Source organism: Methanosarcina barkeri 3 (assembly GCF_000970305.1).
Lineage (GTDB): Archaea > Halobacteriota > Methanosarcinia > Methanosarcinales > Methanosarcinaceae > Methanosarcina > Methanosarcina barkeri_A.
Map to the genome: position 1 here is coordinate 407,554 of NZ_CP009517.1, position 20,001 is coordinate 427,554.

Annotated in this window: 20 protein-coding genes; 8 read left to right on the forward strand and 12 right to left on the reverse strand. The window is 38.0% G+C overall.

Going from position 1 to position 20,001, the window contains the following annotated elements:
• Nucleotides 1–472: 472 nt before the first annotated feature.
• A complete protein-coding gene (locus MSBR3_RS01680; RefSeq protein WP_048105999.1) occupies nucleotides 473–808 on the forward strand; it encodes a hypothetical protein in 336 nt (111 codons plus the stop codon).
• A gap of 922 nt (nucleotides 809–1,730) precedes the next feature.
• On the opposite strand, the gene MSBR3_RS01690 is transcribed toward MSBR3_RS01680, so the two are convergent.
• From MSBR3_RS01690 to MSBR3_RS01710, 5 genes are all read right to left on the reverse strand, one after another.
• Nucleotides 1,731–2,390, reverse strand: a complete 660-nt coding sequence (locus tag MSBR3_RS01690) for a phosphoribosyltransferase (RefSeq protein ID WP_048106003.1) — start codon at nucleotides 2,388–2,390, stop codon at nucleotides 1,731–1,733.
• Nucleotides 2,391–2,557: 167 nt separating this feature from the next.
• Nucleotides 2,558–3,268, reverse strand: a complete 711-nt coding sequence (locus tag MSBR3_RS01695) for an SDR family NAD(P)-dependent oxidoreductase (protein WP_048106006.1) — start codon at nucleotides 3,266–3,268, stop codon at nucleotides 2,558–2,560.
• A 260-nt stretch (nucleotides 3,269–3,528) separates the two neighbouring features.
• Entirely contained in the window at nucleotides 3,529–4,239 is a 711-nt protein-coding gene (locus MSBR3_RS01700; RefSeq protein WP_048106008.1) for an SDR family NAD(P)-dependent oxidoreductase, read from the reverse strand.
• Between the two features lie 136 nt (nucleotides 4,240–4,375).
• A complete protein-coding gene (locus MSBR3_RS01705) occupies nucleotides 4,376–5,212 on the reverse strand; it encodes an ABC transporter permease (protein WP_048106009.1) in 837 nt (278 codons plus the stop codon).
• Nucleotides 5,213–5,215: 3 nt separating this feature from the next.
• Nucleotides 5,216–6,220 carry an ATP-binding cassette domain-containing protein gene (locus MSBR3_RS01710; RefSeq protein ID WP_196296988.1) on the reverse strand — a complete coding sequence of 335 codons (1,005 nt, stop codon included), beginning with the start codon at nucleotides 6,218–6,220 and terminating at the stop codon, nucleotides 5,216–5,218.
• A gap of 447 nt (nucleotides 6,221–6,667) precedes the next feature.
• Here MSBR3_RS01710 and MSBR3_RS01715 point away from each other — a divergent pair, with 447 nt between their 5' ends.
• Both MSBR3_RS01715 and MSBR3_RS19830 read left to right on the forward strand, forming a co-directional pair.
• Nucleotides 6,668–7,030 carry a SpoIIAA family protein gene (locus MSBR3_RS01715; RefSeq protein WP_048106012.1) on the forward strand — a complete coding sequence of 121 codons (363 nt, stop codon included), beginning with the start codon at nucleotides 6,668–6,670 and terminating at the stop codon, nucleotides 7,028–7,030.
• Nucleotides 7,023–7,166, forward strand: a complete 144-nt coding sequence (locus MSBR3_RS19830) for a hypothetical protein (RefSeq protein WP_155396653.1) — start codon at nucleotides 7,023–7,025, stop codon at nucleotides 7,164–7,166. The genes MSBR3_RS01715 and MSBR3_RS19830 overlap by 8 nt, the downstream gene beginning before the upstream one ends.
• Nucleotides 7,167–7,192: 26 nt before the next feature.
• On the opposite strand, the gene MSBR3_RS01720 is transcribed toward MSBR3_RS19830, so the two are convergent.
• Nucleotides 7,193–8,404, reverse strand: coding sequence for an ATP-grasp domain-containing protein (locus MSBR3_RS01720; protein WP_048106014.1), 1,212 nt, complete (start codon nucleotides 8,402–8,404; stop codon nucleotides 7,193–7,195).
• Nucleotides 8,405–8,561: 157 nt separating this feature from the next.
• On the opposite strand from MSBR3_RS01720, the gene MSBR3_RS01725 reads away from it, so the two are divergent.
• The 5 genes from MSBR3_RS01725 to MSBR3_RS19835 all read left to right on the forward strand — a co-directional run bounded on the left by MSBR3_RS01725 (nucleotide 8,562) and on the right by MSBR3_RS19835 (nucleotide 12,956).
• Complete coding sequence (locus tag MSBR3_RS01725) at nucleotides 8,562–8,936, forward strand: VOC family protein (protein WP_048106016.1); 375 nt, start codon at nucleotides 8,562–8,564, stop codon at nucleotides 8,934–8,936.
• 256 nt (nucleotides 8,937–9,192) lie between these two features.
• Nucleotides 9,193–10,206, forward strand: coding sequence for a DUF5996 family protein (locus MSBR3_RS01730; protein ID WP_048106018.1), 1,014 nt, complete (start codon nucleotides 9,193–9,195; stop codon nucleotides 10,204–10,206).
• A gap of 523 nt (nucleotides 10,207–10,729) precedes the next feature.
• The gene (locus MSBR3_RS01735; protein WP_048106020.1) at nucleotides 10,730–11,065 is read left to right on the forward strand and encodes a hypothetical protein; all 336 of its coding nucleotides are present in this window, start codon (nucleotides 10,730–10,732) and stop codon (nucleotides 11,063–11,065) included.
• Between the two features lie 636 nt (nucleotides 11,066–11,701).
• The gene (locus MSBR3_RS01740) at nucleotides 11,702–12,649 is read left to right on the forward strand and encodes a helix-turn-helix transcriptional regulator (RefSeq protein WP_048106021.1); all 948 of its coding nucleotides are present in this window, start codon (nucleotides 11,702–11,704) and stop codon (nucleotides 12,647–12,649) included.
• A 151-nt stretch (nucleotides 12,650–12,800) separates the two neighbouring features.
• A complete protein-coding gene (locus MSBR3_RS19835; RefSeq protein WP_155396654.1) occupies nucleotides 12,801–12,956 on the forward strand; it encodes a hypothetical protein in 156 nt (51 codons plus the stop codon).
• Between the two features lie 176 nt (nucleotides 12,957–13,132).
• On the opposite strand, the gene MSBR3_RS01745 is transcribed toward MSBR3_RS19835, so the two are convergent.
• From MSBR3_RS01745 to MSBR3_RS01775, 6 genes are all read right to left on the reverse strand, one after another.
• Nucleotides 13,133–13,489 (reverse strand): hypothetical protein, encoded by a 357-nt coding sequence (locus MSBR3_RS01745; RefSeq protein ID WP_048106022.1) that lies wholly within the window; start codon nucleotides 13,487–13,489, stop codon nucleotides 13,133–13,135.
• 157 nt (nucleotides 13,490–13,646) lie between these two features.
• Nucleotides 13,647–14,063: a hypothetical protein gene (locus MSBR3_RS01750; RefSeq protein ID WP_052723237.1), complete on the reverse strand. Its 417-nt coding sequence runs from the start codon at nucleotides 14,061–14,063 to the stop codon at nucleotides 13,647–13,649.
• 1,648 nt (nucleotides 14,064–15,711) lie between these two features.
• Nucleotides 15,712–16,053 (reverse strand): HepT-like ribonuclease domain-containing protein, encoded by a 342-nt coding sequence (locus tag MSBR3_RS01760; RefSeq protein ID WP_048106024.1) that lies wholly within the window; start codon nucleotides 16,051–16,053, stop codon nucleotides 15,712–15,714.
• 307 nt (nucleotides 16,054–16,360) lie between these two features.
• A complete protein-coding gene (locus MSBR3_RS01765) occupies nucleotides 16,361–16,882 on the reverse strand; it encodes a hypothetical protein (RefSeq protein WP_048106025.1) in 522 nt (173 codons plus the stop codon).
• A gap of 164 nt (nucleotides 16,883–17,046) precedes the next feature.
• Entirely contained in the window at nucleotides 17,047–18,438 is a 1,392-nt protein-coding gene (locus tag MSBR3_RS01770) for a beta-propeller fold lactonase family protein (RefSeq protein WP_048106026.1), read from the reverse strand.
• A gap of 208 nt (nucleotides 18,439–18,646) precedes the next feature.
• The gene (locus tag MSBR3_RS01775) at nucleotides 18,647–19,993 is read right to left on the reverse strand and encodes a YVTN family beta-propeller repeat protein (protein ID WP_048106028.1); all 1,347 of its coding nucleotides are present in this window, start codon (nucleotides 19,991–19,993) and stop codon (nucleotides 18,647–18,649) included.
• Nucleotides 19,994–20,001 lie beyond the last annotated feature (8 nt).

Here is a 20,001-nt window from a genome sequence, read left to right on the forward strand (position 1 = left end):
GCGTGTGGTATTTCAGACAATTTCATTATATTTTATAGTTTCCATATATTTTCGAGCGCTCTATATAATCTATAGACCTATATATCACTATTTTTGGTATATTTATTTTCTTTTCCTTAGGGTTAGTAATTTCAAACCTTCAATCTGAAGATAACAAAGACAAACTCTAAAAAACAAAACTTTTCCTTTATTCAAAATAATGATCGAATCTCCTTGGAGTTGTTAGTTCTTTCGTTTTTAGGTGATAAGAAAAGAGGGCGTTTAAAATTTTATTTTTATATACTGTTTAAAATTTTTGATAAAAATGTCTTATTTCATGTATTTAATTAATTTTAACTATCTCCACTAGTACTAGCTTTCAAAACTTTCTTTGAGCAATAAACTACCTTTATAGGATAGTTTATAATATTGTAAAATACCCACAGTGGGGAAGTGGGGAAATAAAAACCAATAACTTGGGGAGTATTATAATATGTTTTCAACATTTGGTATTATTCCAACGTATGAAACCTTAACTAAATCCTGTTTACAGGGAAAAGAGAGAATACTAATATTACGTGAGCATGGTCTTGGTTTGCTGTCAAAAGAAGGACAAGAAACTTTGTGGCGCATAGATAATATCGCAATTGTTCTAGATTTGATCAAAACTCGAGTTTTTATATGCGCCCCATTTCAAACGGAAGAAGAGCTTTTAGAAAACGTGCTGCTATTTACAGGTCTCGACTATAAAGCTGCAGTGAAAGTCACAAAAACAATTATTGAATCCGATTGGATTCCTATGTTGGAGGAGAACTTTTATTCTTTGTAGGGCTTTATAGGAGGTTCTACAAACGCTTTTCTTTTGAGGTAGTTTAAACCTGGCCTTCAAATTTCGTCTTTTATGTTTAAAAATAGACCGACTACATTATATGATCTACGGATTTATAGTTTACAATAAGATAATAATAGAAAGGAGTAGAGAACGTGCGCAATTACGTATATCATGGCATCTTGTCAGAATGCGATCTTTACTATTACAAACGGCATAGGGATGGATTCCCATGTTCAACTTGCACACGCAGTCCGTTGAGTCAAGAAAATATATTCCAAAAACTCAGTGAAATTAGACAATGTCATTTGTAACTATTCAGCCTATTTAAAACAGCATCAATAGCCGTCTTTACTAAAGTTCAATTGACAAATTTCTGTAACTTGATTTTCTTGTACTGTAGCCGATTGAGTGCGTTTCTTCCTTTTCCGGATATTATTTTTTTGGATTCCACTATTTTATTATAATCAATATCAATAGGCACGTTTTGATGGGCTGAATAGTTACTGTCATTTTTTACTTTTGTTTTTCTTTTGTGGAATGGCAAACTAATAGAACTTCATAGGCGGTTCTAAAAGTGGTTTTCTTTTGTAGGGTAGGAATTACATCCACTCTCTATTCAGTTGACGGGTGTTAAACATTATAGAGGCTCGGCTGTAACTGGAAAAATTCTTTAACATCCGTTAATTTGACAGTACCTGTTTATCTAAAAAGAAATATTAATCAAATCTAATAATTCAAAAGCATCTGTGGGTACGGTAATGAACACAAAAACAAGACGAAGAATAAACACTACCGCGAATTACCTGCAGCAGCTACCATAACAAAAATAAGGACTTTAGATTACTGTATTACATATTTACCTGAAAACATATTGAGTTAATGTGACAGGAATTACAGAAGAAGATATTTTTTTCAGGTTTCAAGCATGAAAATCCTGATCTTTCAGTTCCTTTTTCCTTATATTCTCTCTCAATAGATCGAGAACCTCTTCATCCGAAACATCGTACCATTTTTCATAAGCCTGGGCGACAGCCCTAAAATAGGCAGGAGTCTCAATCACCACGAGTTCATCTACCTTTTTCTGGAGCTCTTCTGCAATCTCCCTTCCTGCTACAGGTACTGCAACCACGATTTTTCCGGCTTTCCTGTTTTTACAAAGCTCAATGGCTGCCCGCATTGTAGATCCCATTGCAATGCCGTCATCGATAAGAATCACGGTTCTCCCTGTAAGCTCAGGTATGGGATTTCCTCCTCTAAGAGCTTTTACTCGCCTTTCAATCTCAGCAGTTTGCTCCTGTTTTATCTGCTCAATGGTCTCTTCAGAAAGCCAGTAATACGCATTTTCTAAAATAAAAGTGCTCCCATTCTCGGCTATTGCCCCGAATCCGGCTTCAGGATTATCCGGGAAAGGCAGTTTTCTTGCAATAATGAGAGAAAAATCGGCATCCAGCTTCGCTGCGACCTGCAGTCCAACTTCCACTCCCCCACGTGGAATAGCAAGAATAACAGGATTTTCAGTCCTGTATTTTTCAAGAGCTTTTGCAAGCTTTTCTCCTGCATCTTTACGGTTTTTGAACATATTTCCACCTTATATTCAAAATTACACTTTCTATTCAGGAATCACGCTTTATATCCAGAAATTAAAATCTATATTCAGAAACTAAAATTTATTTCAAACCTACACTTTCCATTCAGAAACTATACCTCACATTCCAAAGCTACGTTTTTTTCCATCAAATGTCAAAGTTAAACTATCCTCATAGGCTGCCTGTAAATCTCGACTGAAGAGCCTGAAGGAAGAGTCATTTCTGGTAAACAAAGTTCCAGAACTTTGTTTGCAACATCTTCGGGCTTAAGAACAGGTTCATCTGAAAAAAGCGAGTGGTACATGCCGGTATTCACACCTGCAGGACAAACTGCATAAACCTGAATCCCACCTCCTACTTCGTAAGCAAGAGACTCTGTAAATCCAATTACTGCAAATTTTGAAGCGCAATATATCGAAAGCTTCGGGATACCATGTTTTCCTGCACCAGAGGATATATTTACAATTCTGCCATCTCCCCTTCTAAGTAAATGGGGAAGAGCATACTTTGTACAGAAAAACATGCCTTTTACGTTTGTATCCATAATCTCATCATATTCTTCGGTTGAAGTCTCCACAAGATATTTCCTGTATGCTACTCCTGCATTGTTCACGAGGATGTCAATTCTTCCAAAAGCATTCATTGCCTTTGAAACCATACTAATGACTTCCTCTTCATTTCGAATATCAGTCTTTACCGCAAGAGCTTCTCTACCTTCCCTTTCCACCAACCTGGCAGTTTCTCGAATTTCCCTTTCGGTTCTTGCGACAATTACAATATTGGCTCCTTCTCCTGCAAGTGACAGGCAAATGGCCCTGCCAATTCCTCTTCCCCCACCGGTTACAATGGCTGTCTGGTCTTTCAATCTCATAGCAGTTCCTCTACAGTCATCTTTTAATTATCATGCAGGATAAGAATATAATTTTGGAAGCAATAATTCTGAACTACAATTAAGCATTATCTATCTTTTTTAAAAACTGTCGACATCTTAAAAGGAAAAGGTAACTCCGACAAAAGAATGAAAGAAGATCCGGCGAAGAAATGCTGTAAATTATAAATTTACAAGCCACCTGTTATAAGTCTGCCAGAACTACTCCATATTGCCGGACGCCTGCTCTTTGGTTTTTACAATTAAAGCTGAGGGACTGGAGGAGCCTGTATCTCTATTATCTTTCCGGATGTAACTTTTGAATCAGGAGAGGCAAGTTCCAGAACCTTTTCCGCAATATGTTCGGGTTTAAGTGAAGGTCTGTTTGAAAATAATGACCTGTACATATCCGTATCCACAGCACCCGGGCAGACAGCGTACACTTTAATTTCTCCTTCCAACTCGGAGGCAATGGATTCCGTTATTCCGTTTACTCCAAACTTAGATGCGCAGTATACGGAAAATTCCGGAAGCCCGTGTAATCCTCCTACTGAAGATATATTGATAATTTTTCCGTTTTTACTCTCTCTTATGTATGGAATCGCATACTTCGTACAGAGAAAAACTCCTTTTAAGTTCGTATCTATGATTTTTTCGTACTCTTCGAGAGTTGTTTCCTCCAGTCTCCTTTTATATGCCACTCCTGCATTATTGATAAGGATGTCAAGTTTACCGCATTTATCAATTGTCATTGAAATCAGGCGCCTTACGTCTTCTTCGCTACGTACATCAGCCTGGATAGCCAGGGACTTACTGCCCATTTCTTTTAACTTATCCATTGTTTCTTTGATTTCACTCTCGTTCCTTGATGCAATGATGATGTTTGCTCCCTCTTTTGCCAGAGCAAGGCAGATAGCTCTTCCTATCCCTTTGCTTCCCCCGGTTACAAGAGCTGTTTGACCTGCTAAACTCATTGCTACTCCCTTTATTGGTTTATTTTTATCTAATTGTTTTTTATTAAATAAAAGATAAAACGGATAAAAAAGGGATATATTTTTGGAAATTTAGTTTCTGAAAAGATATTCTTCAAGCCAGTGAGCAGTATTGAAATCATGTAACTGTAACCTTGGTAAATCTCCATCTAGCTATAAGAAACATTATTGTAGCGAAAATCAGAAGTGCAATAAAGGAAGTAACAGCCTCTCCTTGCGTGTAAGTGTAACGAATGCCTATTGACGAAAAATCACTTCCTATTGCAAAATACCTGATCCCACTGACCAGATGGGTAAGTGGATTGACTGTGGATAGCGCTCGGAGAAGAGGAGGAAAAGAGTTAGCCGGATAAAGTGCATTGCTCGTGAAGAAGAAAGGCATGGTCAGCAGAGTTATTACTGCCTGCATCCCTTCCGGACTTTCCATAGTTATTGCGATTGCGGCTGACAGGAAAAGAAATCCCAGTGAAAATGCTCCTATAAAAAGCGTGATTCCAATCAGTGAAATCAAAACCTGCGTTGCTGTGTAGCCTTCAAAAAATTTGACTCCAAGCAGAAGCCCAAAACCCATTATAACAGCTGCCTGGATAAAGGATTTTGTCATGGCTGAAAGCCCTATTCCCACAATTATATGAATTCTTGGTAGAGGACTTGAAAGGGTCTCTCGCATAAGCCCCCAGTTTTTATCAAACAGCAGTACTGTCCCCCCAAAAAGGCTTGTAAAAAGCGTGGTCATGGCAATAACACCTGCACCTATAAAAGTCAGGTAGCCCACAGCTCTCACTCCGGGGACAGCCGGCATTGTTGCAGTTAGTCTATCAAAGTTGTTTGACATTGCTATCCCAAAGAAAGCTAACCAGAGTGCAGGCTGGATAAGAGAAGTAAATAGGAGAGTACGAAATCGGACAAACCTCAGCATATCTCGCCAGTATATAGTAAGAAAGCCTTTATGCATCTTTTAACGCCCTCCTGGCTTTACCACAACAGTTTTTTCGGTTCCGGTATCCCTGAGCTCCCTTCCTGTATAGTGGACAAAAACATCATCCATTGACGGCTTTTTGAGGTTTACGACCCTGATCTTAATCCCCCCTTTCTGAAGTTTTTCCATGATCTCAGGTAGCAGGTGAGTACCATCCACATTGACCATGACAATTATTCCTTTCGATTTGTCTCTAACCCCTCTTACAGTATCAAGTCCCTCTAAGATGTTTGAAGCTCCCTGGTTATCGCTTGTTTCAAGATATATAATATCCTGACCAAGTGCGTTTTTCAGTTCCCATGGTTTGCCTGTGGCAATTATTTGTCCATGATCTACAATACTTATATAATCGCTGAGCTGGTCGGCTTCGTCCATATAGTGAGTTGTCAGAAAAATGGTTGTGCCCTGCCGATTTATGTCCCTTACATACTCCCAGATTCTTATTCTTGTCTGAGGGTCAAGCCCGATTGTAGGCTCGTCCATGAAAAGCACTTTCGGGCGGGTCATCAATCCTCTCGCAATCTCAAGCCTTCGCTTCATTCCGCCGCTCAGATGCCTTGTTAGAACATTCCTCTTTGCTTCAAGCTCGACCAGACTGAGCAGTTCGTCCACACGTGCCTGCCTTTGAGTTTTTGGCATGGAATAGAGCCTTCCATGGTACTCCAGAATCTCCTGAACAGTCATATCTCTGTCAAGAGTCAACTCTTGAAAGACGATCCCTATTGATTCTCTCACTTTTTCAGGCTCGGTTCTCAAGTCATGGCCTGCAATAGTTACTCTTCCTTTCTGCATAGGCAGGAGAGTAGTAAGAATATTGATGACAGTACTCTTTCCAGCGCCATTGGGTCCGAGAAACGAGAAAATTTCCCCTTTTCTTACCTTAAAACTGATATCATCGACTGCTTTTATTTCGTCGAAAAAATACTCAAGGTTATTTACTTCTATAATATTGTCTTCCAGAATCAGTACCCCATTTTGCTCCATTGACCTTTTCCCTTAAACAGATTGAACCTTCAGTAATAAATAGATTTATTTCTTTCGCGAATCCCTTATGCGGAATTTACTCCAGCAACAAAGATGTAAGGGATCGGAAATATCACGGATTACTACCTGCAAGCAGGATTTCTGAGTTTCAGTAACCTGATACTTTTCTGCAGTCTCAACATACTTGTGGTTTTTTCTGGACATTCTGGATATAACGTGTTATATTGAATCTTATAGACTGGATCAAGTCAAGATTTATATTCATTCAAAATAATAAATTAAAAACAAACTTGATGATCTAGAGCTAAGAAATATTCTACAAAATTAATCTTGAATGGTAATTTAAGGGAAGGACATTGAATAAAGACCATTGAATAAAGATCATTTAATAAAAGCCATTGAATATGTGTGGAAGCTAGAGTTATTGTATACTAAAGGGGGAGTTAAATGATAGAGATTATATCTGGTTTGCCTGATAACGTTGTAGCAGTCAGTGTAAGTGGAGAGGTAACTGGAGACGACTACAAAAATGTGTTAATTCCTGCTGTTGAAGAAAAAATAAAAAAGTACGGGAAAGTCCGTATGCTTTACCAGCTGGACGAGGAACTCGAATGGTTTACCCTTAACGCTATGCTTGAGGATGCCAAAGTTGGTATACAGAATATTACAGCATTTGAAAAGATAGCAGTTGTCTCAGATGTAGACTGGGTGAACAGTGCTGTTGGAATATTCAAGTTTGTTATTCCCTTCCCGGTGAAAACTTACAAGAACGAGGAACTTTCTGAAGCAAAAGCCTGGATCAGTGAGTAAACAAACCGTTGACCCGAAACCGTTGCGCCGGTTTATCACGCCGATAGGGTTTGGGGATAAGTTCTTCAAATCCAAACGTTACTGGTTTTTCGCTCAAGCTTTTTTTGAAAAGGCTTGCAGGCAAGCAGTTTTTTGAAAAGGCTTGCGATTTGGCTTTTATTTTCATTCCTTCTTATTTTTGAGTACCGAAATGGCGGGTACTACTTCTTTGAAAGTGATATATTCTTTCAGGTCTGATTTCAGAATCCTTTCGATCTCGCTCCAGTTGCTGTCTCTGGTTTCGGTAAACATGTACCCGAAGTAGCCGCGTTTTTCATGGTCCGCTTTTCTGAGTTCCAGGGGTTTTTCGAAGTCCGAAAGCAGTTTTTCGTAATTAAAAGACTTTACGTCCTTCAAATTGAGGTCTTCCGATTTGCTCAGCATAACAAGGCAGAAGCTCTTTCCTTCTTTATCAGCAAGAACTTTGTCCCAGTCCGGTTCAAGCTGTTCCATAAAGTACCTGTAAGTGTTAATCCCATATGCAAAATATGCAATATCAGTCACGCACAGGCCGGCAAAACGCATAGGGTTCAGTTCAATCGGCTGGATTCGTCTGTCTTCAGCTATTCGAAGTTCCAGATGAAGGGGAAAATTCCTGAGCCCGGCCAGCTTTCCGATTTCATTTAAAAGGTCCTCAATGGCTTCCCTGTAGGTTTCTATCACTTTTTTCGAAGTAAAATATATCCTGTCACTGACATCGTTTTCCGAAGAAAATATGTGCTTGAAGATATTAAGGACTACAGGCTTTCCTTCACGATTGAAATAAGCATCAACTGCAAATTCGTCTCCTTCGATATTTCCTTCGATGATGAAATTCTCCACATTAAGAACCGAAGCCGGATAAAGCTTTTTGATTTCTTCAACTTCAGCCTTTATGGATTTCAAAACCGAATCCCATTCCTCGCTGGTGGAAACTTTATGCACTCCTAGACTGAAAAATCCCACAGCAGGCTTTATGATGAACGGCTTTTCGATTTCTTCAACCCGGATTTCGTCCAGTTCTTCAAATTTAACACTCTTAAAATATAATTCGGGGTAAAGCCTCTGTAGTAACTCCCTGAACTTAACTTTATTCTTAAAAAGCTCGATTTTTTTAGGCAGCCCTGTAAAACCCAATTTTTCCGAAATCCAGCCAACTGAGTTTTCGGAATTGGAATAAAGGGTACACTCACCCTTTTCTTTTATTAATTCGATAAATTCAGCTTCTTCAAGGAGATTTAGCTTTTTTTCAGTCTTCAGTTCGGCTGCCATTTCATTTTTTAAAACAGGAATCTGTAATTCCGCAGCAGTATTTTTTAAGAATTCAGAGACGTAGGGGTGGTCGAGGATTAACATTTTCTTTAACCTTTCTTATTGTCTTTCAGTTTGAAACCTGAAACCAGATATTAAAAGAAGTTAATAATATTTATTACGGACTTATTCCGGGAACTATAAGTATTAACAATAATAAAACAAATGTAAAAACTAAAAAATTTCGTGGGGAATAAGAAAAATGAAAATCCTTCAAACCCTCTCCCGTCTCTATGTAAACGACCTTACTTCTGCCCTGGAGTTCCATGAAGAACTCCTTGGCTCCCCCGCAGCCATGCGCTTTAAAATCCCACAAATCGGCCTGGAACTGGCTCAAATAGAGAATATTTTGCTCATAGCCGGTTCGGATGAAGCTCTAAAACCCTTCAGAAGCACGCAGGCTACTTTTCTTGTCGATTCTCTTGATGAATTCAAGGCTTATCTGGAAGAAAAAGGTGCAGAAATTCTCCGAGGCCCGAATAAGGTCCCGACCGGCAAGAATATGACAGTAAAGCATCCTGACGGCTCGATAGTAGAATATGTGGAACATTCGAACCGGCCTGAGAATAAAAAATAAGCCATAATTCAAAAATTCTGCTCCAGAGCTCCAGAGTCAATATTTTAATTTTTTTCACTCAGGCAGGAAAGGTTTTAAACTTATAAATTAACGGAATCTACAACTCATAATCATGGTTTTATAAATTTAACAGGATCGTTACCAAACTTTACTATCGCTGATAATGTCAGTGATAATGCTACTGATACTGTTACTAATGCTGTTACTAACACTGTCATTGATTTAGTAATCCAGGAGTTTTCCAGAGGGGGTAATTATGGTAAATACTAGCTTTACGCGGGATATTCAATTTCCGCCTTTGCCGCTTGAAGAATGGGAAGATACGAAGAATACGCTGCACCTGTTCCTGCAAATCGTGGGAAAGATCAGGCTTGCGCTGTTTCCGAAAATGAACCACTGGTGGCATGTTTCGTTTTATGTTTCCGTGCGTGGGCTCACGACTGGCTCCATTCCTTACGAAGATATGACTTTTGAGATGGAGTTTAATTTCCGGGACAAGGAACATGTTTTAAGGATTGAGACCAGCGAAGGGGATTTGAAAACCGTGCCTTTAAAAGGGCTGTCGGTTGCTGTTTTTTATGACAGGGTGTTTTCAAGTTTGGGTGAACTCGGGATTATGGTGGGCATCAGGCCGGTTCCATATGATATGCCTGGGGTGAGTACCGAGTCTTTTCCGTCCGATTATCAGCATATGGCCTATGATGAAGAATATGTGAACCGGTTCTGGAGAATCCTTGTGCAGGTCTCCTCCATTTTTCAGGTATTCAGAGGCTGGTTTATAGGAAAAAGTTCGCCTGTGCACTTTTTCTGGCACCATGCCGATCTGGCCCTTACTCTGTTTTCAGGCCGACCTGTACCTGTAACGGAAGGGGCAAAACAGGTAGAACTTGAGGCTTCTTCACATGAAATGATCAGCTTCGGGTTCTGGGCCGGAGACCAGCAAATAAGAGAGCCGGCTTTTTATGCGTACATGCACCCGCAGCCTGCAGGCTTCATGAATGAGCCGCTAAGCCCGAAAGAAGCTTTCTGGAGCCATCAGGCAGGCCTTGCACTTTTAATGTATGAAGATGTCCGAAACGCTGCAGATTCGCCGGAAAAAGCGGTCCTGGATTTTCTTGAGAGTGTATATCAGGCAGGAGCAAAGAGGGCAAACTGGAGCATTGAGGCTTTCAGGCTTCCGTCATCCGAAAAGCAAGTTAAGGAGCAAGCTCAAACGCAGCACAAAGAACATGCGGATATACTGGAAAAACTGGAAAGACCGGACGCTTGAACTTCAAATTGGAAGAATTGCAAGATGTTTTTACCTGATTTTTACTTTGTTTTTTGTTTAATTTTTCCTTTGATTTTTATGTGAGACGCTCCGAAGAAGAACACTTACTTCTCTAGTGTTTTTTTGAACTGGATGTCGCATTTAACCGGTATAAACTGCTAAAAGCCGGCATTTTACCAGATATCGTAAAAAAGGATTTTTTTCTATCTTTTTATGTGCACCAATCAGTTATAAATGGTTAAATCATAAATTAAAGCTTTAGAAAAGATTATTTTCTCAATTTAGCAATTTCATGCCGGCTTTATATAAGTATATTTATATTTAATCTGGCTAATATATGAATTATAAGTTCAAGAATACCGCAAAACAATCAAGTAATTCTTTCAAAAGCCGGAGGTCAAGTAGAAGTTAAGCACGAATATCTGGTGAGGTCAAAGTGAGGTCAAAGGTTAGTTTAGGTTGGTGAGGTTAAGGATCGAGTTCAGGCTAGCGAGTGTAGAATATAAGTACGGAGAGTTAATCCATGATAAGCAAAAAATTTGATAGAATAAAAAGGACTTTTGCCGTTTTGCTGACAGTTTGTTTTGTATTGTCAGTAACGGTTGCAGCAGCAAGTGCAGCTGCTGATAGCAGGAACAAAGATGGATATAATGATGGTTATAATAAAGGTTATGGAGATGGCAGAAAACAGGGTCAAATAGACTGCGATAATTATGGCAGTAGAGAAATCCTCTCGAAAATCCCCTCTCCTTACAACGATAACAAATGGACAAAAAATTACAAAGACCGTTATAATAGGGGATACCAAAAAGGATACATCGATGGTTACAACGGAAATAGGTACACATGCCTAAAATAAGGGATAAGAGCTGGATAAGAGCTACATGCCTAAATTAAGGGATAATAACTTTTAAATATAAAAACAAAAAGGTTAACTCCTGATGTAATACAAATTGCCAGAATGGAGGACTTTGTGTAAGAACCCCTGTTTTATTGGTCTTACCTGGTAATGCTGTCAGTCTTCCAGCTCAATTATTCTTTTACGATTCTTCTGGTAGTTTTTCGGGAATCTTGTTTTTGAATTTTTAAAGATATGTCTGTTTTGATAAAAAAGATTGCGTAAAGCAGGACCAGAGCACTGTATTGTTTTTATTGATTTATTTAATCCGAAATAAATAATAAACGATATATTTATCTATTATCTATATTATTATTATAATTTATAGCCGTAGTATTCTATGAACATGAGTAATGTGCTCAATGAGTCAGCTTTAAGGTTCTATATTTGGCTTACCAGGAGCAATTTTTAGACGCACTTATTAAAAAATTCATTTTGGGTCACGGGGATAAGTCATTAAAACGATCCGAAAAAAGGATAGATCTTATATTCAGAAGAATTTAGAGAGATATTATGCTCAGAATTTTCAGCAGCTGAATCCCTTAACTTCAACTTACAATTCTGAATTAACTGGTAATACTGGATTAACTGGTAGAGATGAACTTGAGGTTCTATATTCTGTGCACTGCTGCTTTACTCGCTTTAGGGATATCTCCTCCCTCCTCAGGAGTACCTTTCTTAGCAGACAGCAACATCACTGCAACAATCCATGGGGCAACATATGCATGGGATACCCTTGAACCCCTAAATGACACTGTGATTAGTATCAATTCTAATCCTCCTCAGTCAGTACTGGCAAAAGACGGCACGTATTCCTTTGAACTCGGTCCTGGGGACTACATTATCACAGCAAGGTATTACCGGAACAATACCGTTATTTATTTAAAAGAAACGACTTTGAAGGTTCAAGAAGAAGGGAACTATGTCTTCGATCTCCTGCTTTATCCAGTCTCCGAAAATTCTGCAATGAAAACAGCTGAAGACGAAATAAGTAGTGTCAATAGTGTTAATCCTACCAAAAAAACAAGGAATGACTTTTTTACTGTAAGCTACCTACCAGTAGCCTTTATGGTTCTTATTCTGCTTGGTGGAGGTTATAAACTTTCCAGAAAGCAGAGCAAGATGAAAATAAACAGGCTTCAGGCAGGGCAGTTCAATACATCCGGGTTTCTGGCAAATGCTCTCGGTAAAATCTCTAGTTCTGGAGTGAAGCCGGAGTTCGGAGACCTAGGAGAAGCAGTCTTAGCAAAGGAGACAGTACTGGAGCCTGGAGAGTCAGGAATAGGAGTTCCAGATAACTCCGAAATTGAGCCTGCGGACTTAAAAAGACCTCCTCTTACTACAGATCTGCGAGAAATCCTGGATATGATTAGGGGACATAGAGGTAGAATTACGCAAAAAGAACTACGCAGCCGGCTGGAGTATTCTGAAGTAAAAGTCAGCCTTCTGCTTTCAGAACTGGAAAAAAGAGGACTAATTAAGAAGTTCAAACATGGGCGTGAGAATATTGTGACCTTAATAGATGAGGAACGCAGGAGAAGCTAAACTTTATACGGCTCAACAAAATGTTCAACAAAATGTAACAGGATGGAATGTAATTAACGTAATGATACAACGATAATAACGTAATGACCTAACAATAGTAATGTAATGACATAACAATAATAATGTAATATTTAGTAATGTAAACGATGTAATGATAATGGAAAAAGAGAACCAGTGGAAAAAGAGAATCAAGGAGAAAGAGAAAATCAGGGAGATTTCACCTTATTCCTCGGGGTTGAGAACTTGTGAATCTCCCTACTTTCTAGGTAGTAAGAACCCCACTGCTCTTGGTCTTATTGCTTTTTAATTAAAACTGTTTTTTAATCCAGACTATTTTCTCTTATCCAGATTATTGTTTTCCAGATTATTGTTTTTTGATCCTTGTTTTTTGATCCAAAGGGGTGTATGGCTAAGTAATCACCATAGGTTACATTTCACCATAGTTATATTTACATAATTTACAGCCAGCTCTGACCATCTATTTCAACGGTACCTGTTATAATTGCCGTAGAATTTTTTATAGCCTCCAAACCAGTTCATATACGTTTTAAGCCACTTCATATAAGCTGCGTACCATTTATTGTACCCACTGTCATGTTTCTTATTGTCCCACTTTCTCTTGTCGTTGTCCCATTTTCTCTTGTCGTTATCCCATTTCCTCTTATCGTTGTCCCATTTTCTCTTATCTTTGTCCCACTTATTCCGGTCGTAGTTATCAAATTTGTTCCTGTTGTCATTCCGTTTGTTCCTGTCATTATCCCAGGATGCTGCACTTACTGATGCAACTGTCACTGACAGTACAAAACAGACTGCTAGGAAAATCCCCAGTATTTTTTTCATTTTTGACAGATCATCCACTCCCAAGTTTAATTGAAATTACTCTTTTTTTATACTCTTTTTTTAGTCCAGATTGCTGCTTATTTAATCCAAGGGATATGAGATGGATATGAGATAATTGTCATCTCATTTTACAACTATCTCATTTTACAGCTAGTTCTTACCATCTTCCAAAGTAGCTACTATAACTGCTGTAGAATTCGTAATAGTAGCTGTAGAACTCAGTATACTGACCGCAGAACGTTTTATAGCTGACAAACCAACTTATATACACTTTATACCATGTGGTGTATTCTTTACCATGTTTCTTGTTGTCCCATTTTCTCTTATCGTTATCCCATTTTCTCTTATCATTATCCCATTTTCTCTTATCGTTGTCCCATTTTCTCTTATCGTTGTTCCAGTTAATCTTGTAATTGTCCCACTTAATCTTGTCATGTTTGTCAAACTTGTTCTTTTGGTTGTCCCATTTCTTATATTTGAAATTGTCCCAGGGCGCTGCACTTACTGATGCAACTGTTACTGACAGTACAAAACAGACTGCCAGGAAAATTCCCATTATCTTTTTTATTTTCAACACATACCTCACTCCAGAAATTTATTTAATTTAATTTAATTTAATTTATTTTATTATTTCTATCTTCTATTTACTATGTTATTACTCGTTTATTACTCGACTTTGTTTTGTACCTTAATTACCTGCTTAGTTTACCTAGTCGTTTTTACCAGTTCCAGTTGTCTTGTCGACTACCTGCAACTTGACAATTCTAAAATTCGCCAGATTAAATATAAATATACTTATACTAAAAAATAGCTTAAAAGGGTTTAATTAATAAAATAATAGTTTTAAATGGTTTAATTGAAAAAATAAAGGTTTTTAAAACTTAAAAGTTATTTTTATCTATATATGATGAGTTTGACACTAATAAACCGTTTTAAACACGGAATTTAAATGCAAGTTGCTGAAATCTCAGGTTTATAAGTCCCCAAGTACTTCCAAGAAAATTAGGTTGTACTTTTTCCTTAAATATAATAATAATTTGACTTATGTTTTCGTCTTCAAAGTGCTGCTTCCGATATTGATTATCTACTTTCATCTTATATATAGGTTTTTTAGATAAAAAGGTTTTAGCGGGTTTTTTCAAGAAAATAAGTTTTTTAAAACTTTAAATTTTACAGAAAATCATATATAAGCCCTATAATTGTTGAAAATCCTCTTAATAATCTTATATTTTGAAAAAAAAGAATTTATTTGTTTACTGGTGGTTTTCAGTGCAAACATAAGAAAGCGTTTGACGATTATTTTAAGCGTAAGAGCTGTGTGGCATGCAGCTTAACTGAAAACCAGTAGCGTGAGGTTAAAACCTGTCTTTCATTCTTGCTACTTCTATGGACATGGTAAGGTTCCAGAACCTCAGCCAAGTTGTACCAAGTACTTCTATAGTCAGGTACGTACGCTTTAGATAGATATCCGTAAAAAATCTAATAAAATCCAGCAATTATGGTTGAGAACAGGCTAGTTGATGGTTTTTAAGGTAAAGTGGAAATTTATTTTTCAGAAACTGGATGTTCACTACATGTAATGAAGTGCATAAAATAACTGTGTAAAGGATCATAAAAAAAATTGCAAAAAAGAGTTGCAAAAAACCCAATACCGGTTTTAAACCTTTTGATCATCTTCCTGAGAACTCCATTCGGATCGAATCTAAAATCTATGTGAAATCACTTGGTGAAGAAAACGAACTATGTTCTAACGATATGAGAAAACAAATAGCAATGTCGTGAATTTGCTGTAAATTCAAAGTCAATTTTTTGGACAAAGCATGTGAAACTCATTTACCGATCTAGAATTTTTGACCCAAAACATCTCAAAATTTGTAATTTTACAGAAAAACTTGTACACTGCCTACAGAATACTGAAAACAAAAGATGATAAGCAAACGTTAATGGGGATTGGGCATCTGGCTATTGGGGAGTTGGGGGGTATGGGGGGGTTATTAAAAAGAGTTAAAAGGTCTCTTATGACCTTCCCAGATGCCCAATAGCCTAGAGTACTTCATGATATATAAACTTAAAGATTTAATCGCAAATTGGCTAAGCATAGTCAAAATTTATAACAAATAAACCGGTGCAAAGTCTAATATTGTCCGGGAAATACCGTATAGTTCTTGTGTTAAGATGAAATAACAATAAAAACCCAAGTTAAAAATTGGAGACAATTGCTTTTAACTTAAAATTTTAATAATCAACGGTTTTAAGGATGAAATGTCCTCTACTGCTATATTCCAGATGGCTTCAAGATCAAGACCAAAATCGCCGTGTACCATTTTGTCGCGCAGATCGGACATTTCTCTCCATGGAATCTCCGGGTGCTTCATTTTTAGGGAATCCGGCAGACCTTTCGTTGCTTCTCCAATAATCTCAAGAGCAAGGATTACGGCATATATGGTTTTATCGTCTATGGAAAAATCCTCAAACTCAAATCCTTCAATAAAACTCTCGATTTTCTCGATTGAATCAAGAATGTCAATCAAGAAATCCTCTGGGTCTCTCTCTTCGGCTTGCATAAGCCATACCTCATTAAGAAGTTAAATCTCAATAGCGGAATATGTTTTTTATCTATTTGTTATTTTCTACTGTCAATCTGTTAAAAGAGGGTCAGGATAAGAAAAACTATCCTTAAAAACTATCCTTAAAAACTATCCTTAAAAACTATCCTTATAATTAGCTCTCCAGCAAATTTACGGTCAGTTATCCAAAATAACTCTGATCGAAAAAATAACTCTGCTTGGAACCTCTGTCGGAGCATTTGCTCTGAACATAAAATCACAGGAGTATAAAATCGTGTCTACATAAGCTGACCGCTTTAATTACTCAAGCAACGGACATTGATAGGCGTACCTGATAGTAATCGTTATTCACTTTAATCACGTTTGACCCTTTTAAATGAAGAAATTTTTCTACCCTTATCCATTCAGCAGAATCAACTGTAAAGCCCTCTCCTGAATTCTTGAGTGCTTTCCTCAAAGCAGGATATTCTTCTATTTCACTTTCGGTAACAACAGCAAATTCATCGGGTGCTTTTTCGAGTTTTTCGGTTTCGATCCAGTACTCATCTGAGTTCATATGGTTATAGGCCCCAAGAGCAAAAAAACCAGCAGAGATTAGAAAGAGAGCTCCTAAAGATGTAGCAAATCCTTTAAGAATAAAACCAGGAGAATAGTCCCTTAAAACCAATATTCCGATTGCAAAAAGGGTCCAGTAAACCAGAAACATTAGATAAATTGATTTCGGAGGATGTATTCCTCTAAGTATATAACCACTCAAGTAAAAAGTAAAAATTCCAATAAAAAAGAATATTGCATATTTTTTGGCATTTTTGCTCTGATCTTTCATAAAACCCCAGTAAAAATGGACGCAACAGTATTTATTTCTAGACTGAAAATTTTGATAGCAGCATTAAAATGGCGGGATTAGCCCTTCTTTTTTCTTCAAGAGGCTGAAAACAAACAAGCAAAAAGACACATGCCATTAAGCAGTCTGGCAATCCAAATCCTATGTTACTTCTTCCTGAACTTCCAAACTCCATATAGGCAGGTCAAGCTCCCCAATAATCCAAATCCTGGTGTAGAGTTATTTTTGCTTGATTCATTTCCACTTGAGCTGCTATCATTATCAGATTCAGAAGATGATAGATTAGATTTTTCAACTTCTGTATCTTCAGTTGCATTTGAGATTGCCTCTGTGCTTTGAGTACTCATATTAGAGTCCATAAAAGGCACAATTACAACTCCAGTAGGATAGATTCCTGCATTCACCGTGGCTATAACAGTGTCTGTGGCTGTGTCAATCACTGAGACATTGTCACTTTCGGCATTTGCCACATATACTTTTTTTCCGTCCGGTGTGACTGCAATTCCCATTGGCCATTCTCCTACAGGCACTCTGGCTGTAACGGTGTTTGTTTTTGTATTAATTACAGTGACACTTTTATTGTAAAAGTTTCCTAAATATACCTTACTTCCATCTGGACTGATTACAATTTCACGAGAAAAAGTTCCTACAGGCACGGTGGCTATTACAGTATCCGTGGCTGTATCAATTACAGAGACAGTATTGTTGTTAGCTACATATACTTTATTTCCATCAGAAGTAAATGCAACACGATGAGGCGAGTCTCCTACAGGCACAGTCGCTGTAACATTATCAGTGGCTGTGTCAATTACAGACACAGTGCTGCTGTTATAGTTAGGTACGTATACCTTTTTTCCGTCCGGTGTGACTACAACTTCATAAGGACTGTCTCCTACGGATACATTGGCTGTAACTTTGTTTGTAGCCGCATCAATTATGTAAATAGTGTTGTTGTCACTGTTTGCAGCATAGATTTTTTTTCCATCCGGTGTAAATGCAATATCATAAGTACTCGGCCCCACAATAATCGGTGCCATTAAGGTATTTGTCGCTGGGTTGATTACAGAGATATCGGTGTTGTCTCGCTGCTTCGTCACATAAACTCTTGTTCCTGCAGGGTTAAATGTAATTCCCGAAGGATAACTACTTCTGATATTCACTTTGGTATTGACCGTGTTTTCGGCTGTGTCAATTACATAAACAATGCAGACGTCGTCTATAGTTGCGGACGCTACATATACCTTTGTTCCTTCAGGGTTGACTGCAACTCCCACAGGCCACCCATCGCCGAGAGGCACTCTGGCTGTAATATTGTTAGTTGCTGTGTCAATTACAGCGACACTAGGAGTCGGGATAGCACCATTATAATTCGTATCGTAATAATGACCTCTCAGACTATAATCTCCCAGATTTGTCACATATGCAAATGGAGCTGCACATGCTACACCAGCCAATACTAAAATCGTAAGTGAAGATATTCCCAAAATTCTTATGAGAGTACGCTTTCGATATATTTTATCACATGTTATTTCTTCCATTTTAAATCCCAACTTATGGACTCATTAAAAAGCGACAACATCAGCGTCTCTCTCCTGAATTTTGTTTATACCAGCACATAAAAATTGAAGAATTTCAATCCCTCATGATGTGCAGTGTTTCGATATATCAGGTTTCTTAAGTTTGTACATCAGACTTGAGAGAAGATAGATCATTAATACCAATACTTCGGGTTCTTCAAGTCTCGCATTACTTTTTCTTGAGTTTCCATCCCCCATAAAGGCAGGTCAAGCTCCCTAATAATTCAAAACCTGGAGTAGAGTTATTTTTGCTCGAGTTATTCTCACCTGGACTGCTGCTATTATCAGGTTCGGAATTATTGTCTGAATGATTGAGTCCGGCGGCGTTTACTTTATCAGGTGACGATAAGTTAGTTTCTTCAACTCCTGAACTTTCAGTTGCATTGGAGATTATTTTTGTGCTTTGACCAGTCATATTAGAATCTACAAAGTTCCCAAAGGCAACTTCAATAGGATATTTTCCTACTTTCACTGTATCTGTAACCTTGTCTGTAGTGGTATCAATTACAGATACAGTGTGGCTCGCGCAATTCACCACATATACCTTTGTTCCATCTGGAGTGACTTCGATTCCACCAGGTGCCTTTCCTACAGGTACAGTGGCTGTAACCTTGTTTGTGGCTGTATCAATTATATTAACAGCACCTGTAAGTGAATCAGGTCCAGGAAACTGTATAGCTACATATACCTTTTTCCCATCTGGACTGACTGCAACTCCGCGAGGAATGTCTCCTACATGTACTGTAGTTGTAACATCGCTTGTGGTTGTGTCAATTATCAAAATAGTAGCTGTGGAGTCATGGTAAATATTGGAGTTCATCACATATGCCTTTGTTCCGTCCGGACTGAATGCGACTTCAAGTGAGTTGTTTCCTGTATTTATTGTGGCTGCAACAGCGTTTGTAGCTGTGTCAATTACAGAGACTGTACCTGTAAAGTTAGTTGAGTCACCGCCAGAATTCGTTACATATGCCTTTTTCCCATCCGGGCTGACTGCAACTCCAAAAGGAAAGTTTCCTACAATTACTGTAGCTGTAACTTTGTTCGTAGAAGTGTCAATTACAGAAACAGTGTTGTTACTGAAACTTGTCACATACGCCTTTTTCCCATCCGGGCTGACTGCAATTTCTTGAGGATAGGTTCCTACTTTCACTGTGTCTATAACCTTATTTTTGGCAGTGTCAATTACAGAAACAGTGTTGCTACCTGCGTTCACCACATATGCCTTTTTCCCATCTGGACTGACTGCAACTCCAGCAGGATGGTCTCCTACATCTACTGTGGCTGTAACCTTATTTATTGCGGTGTCAATTACAGAAATATTATTACTTTCGTAGTTAGAAACATATGCAAATGGCGATGCACCCGCGATGCCAACAAGTGTCAAAATCACAAATGCCTTTATTCCAAAAGCTTTTATGATAGTATGTTGCCTGTGTACCTTATTGGATGTAGCCACAGAGAGTAGACTCGAAAAAATGGCAATCCCTATTGTTGATACAATTTTGTTTTTCATCTTTTTAT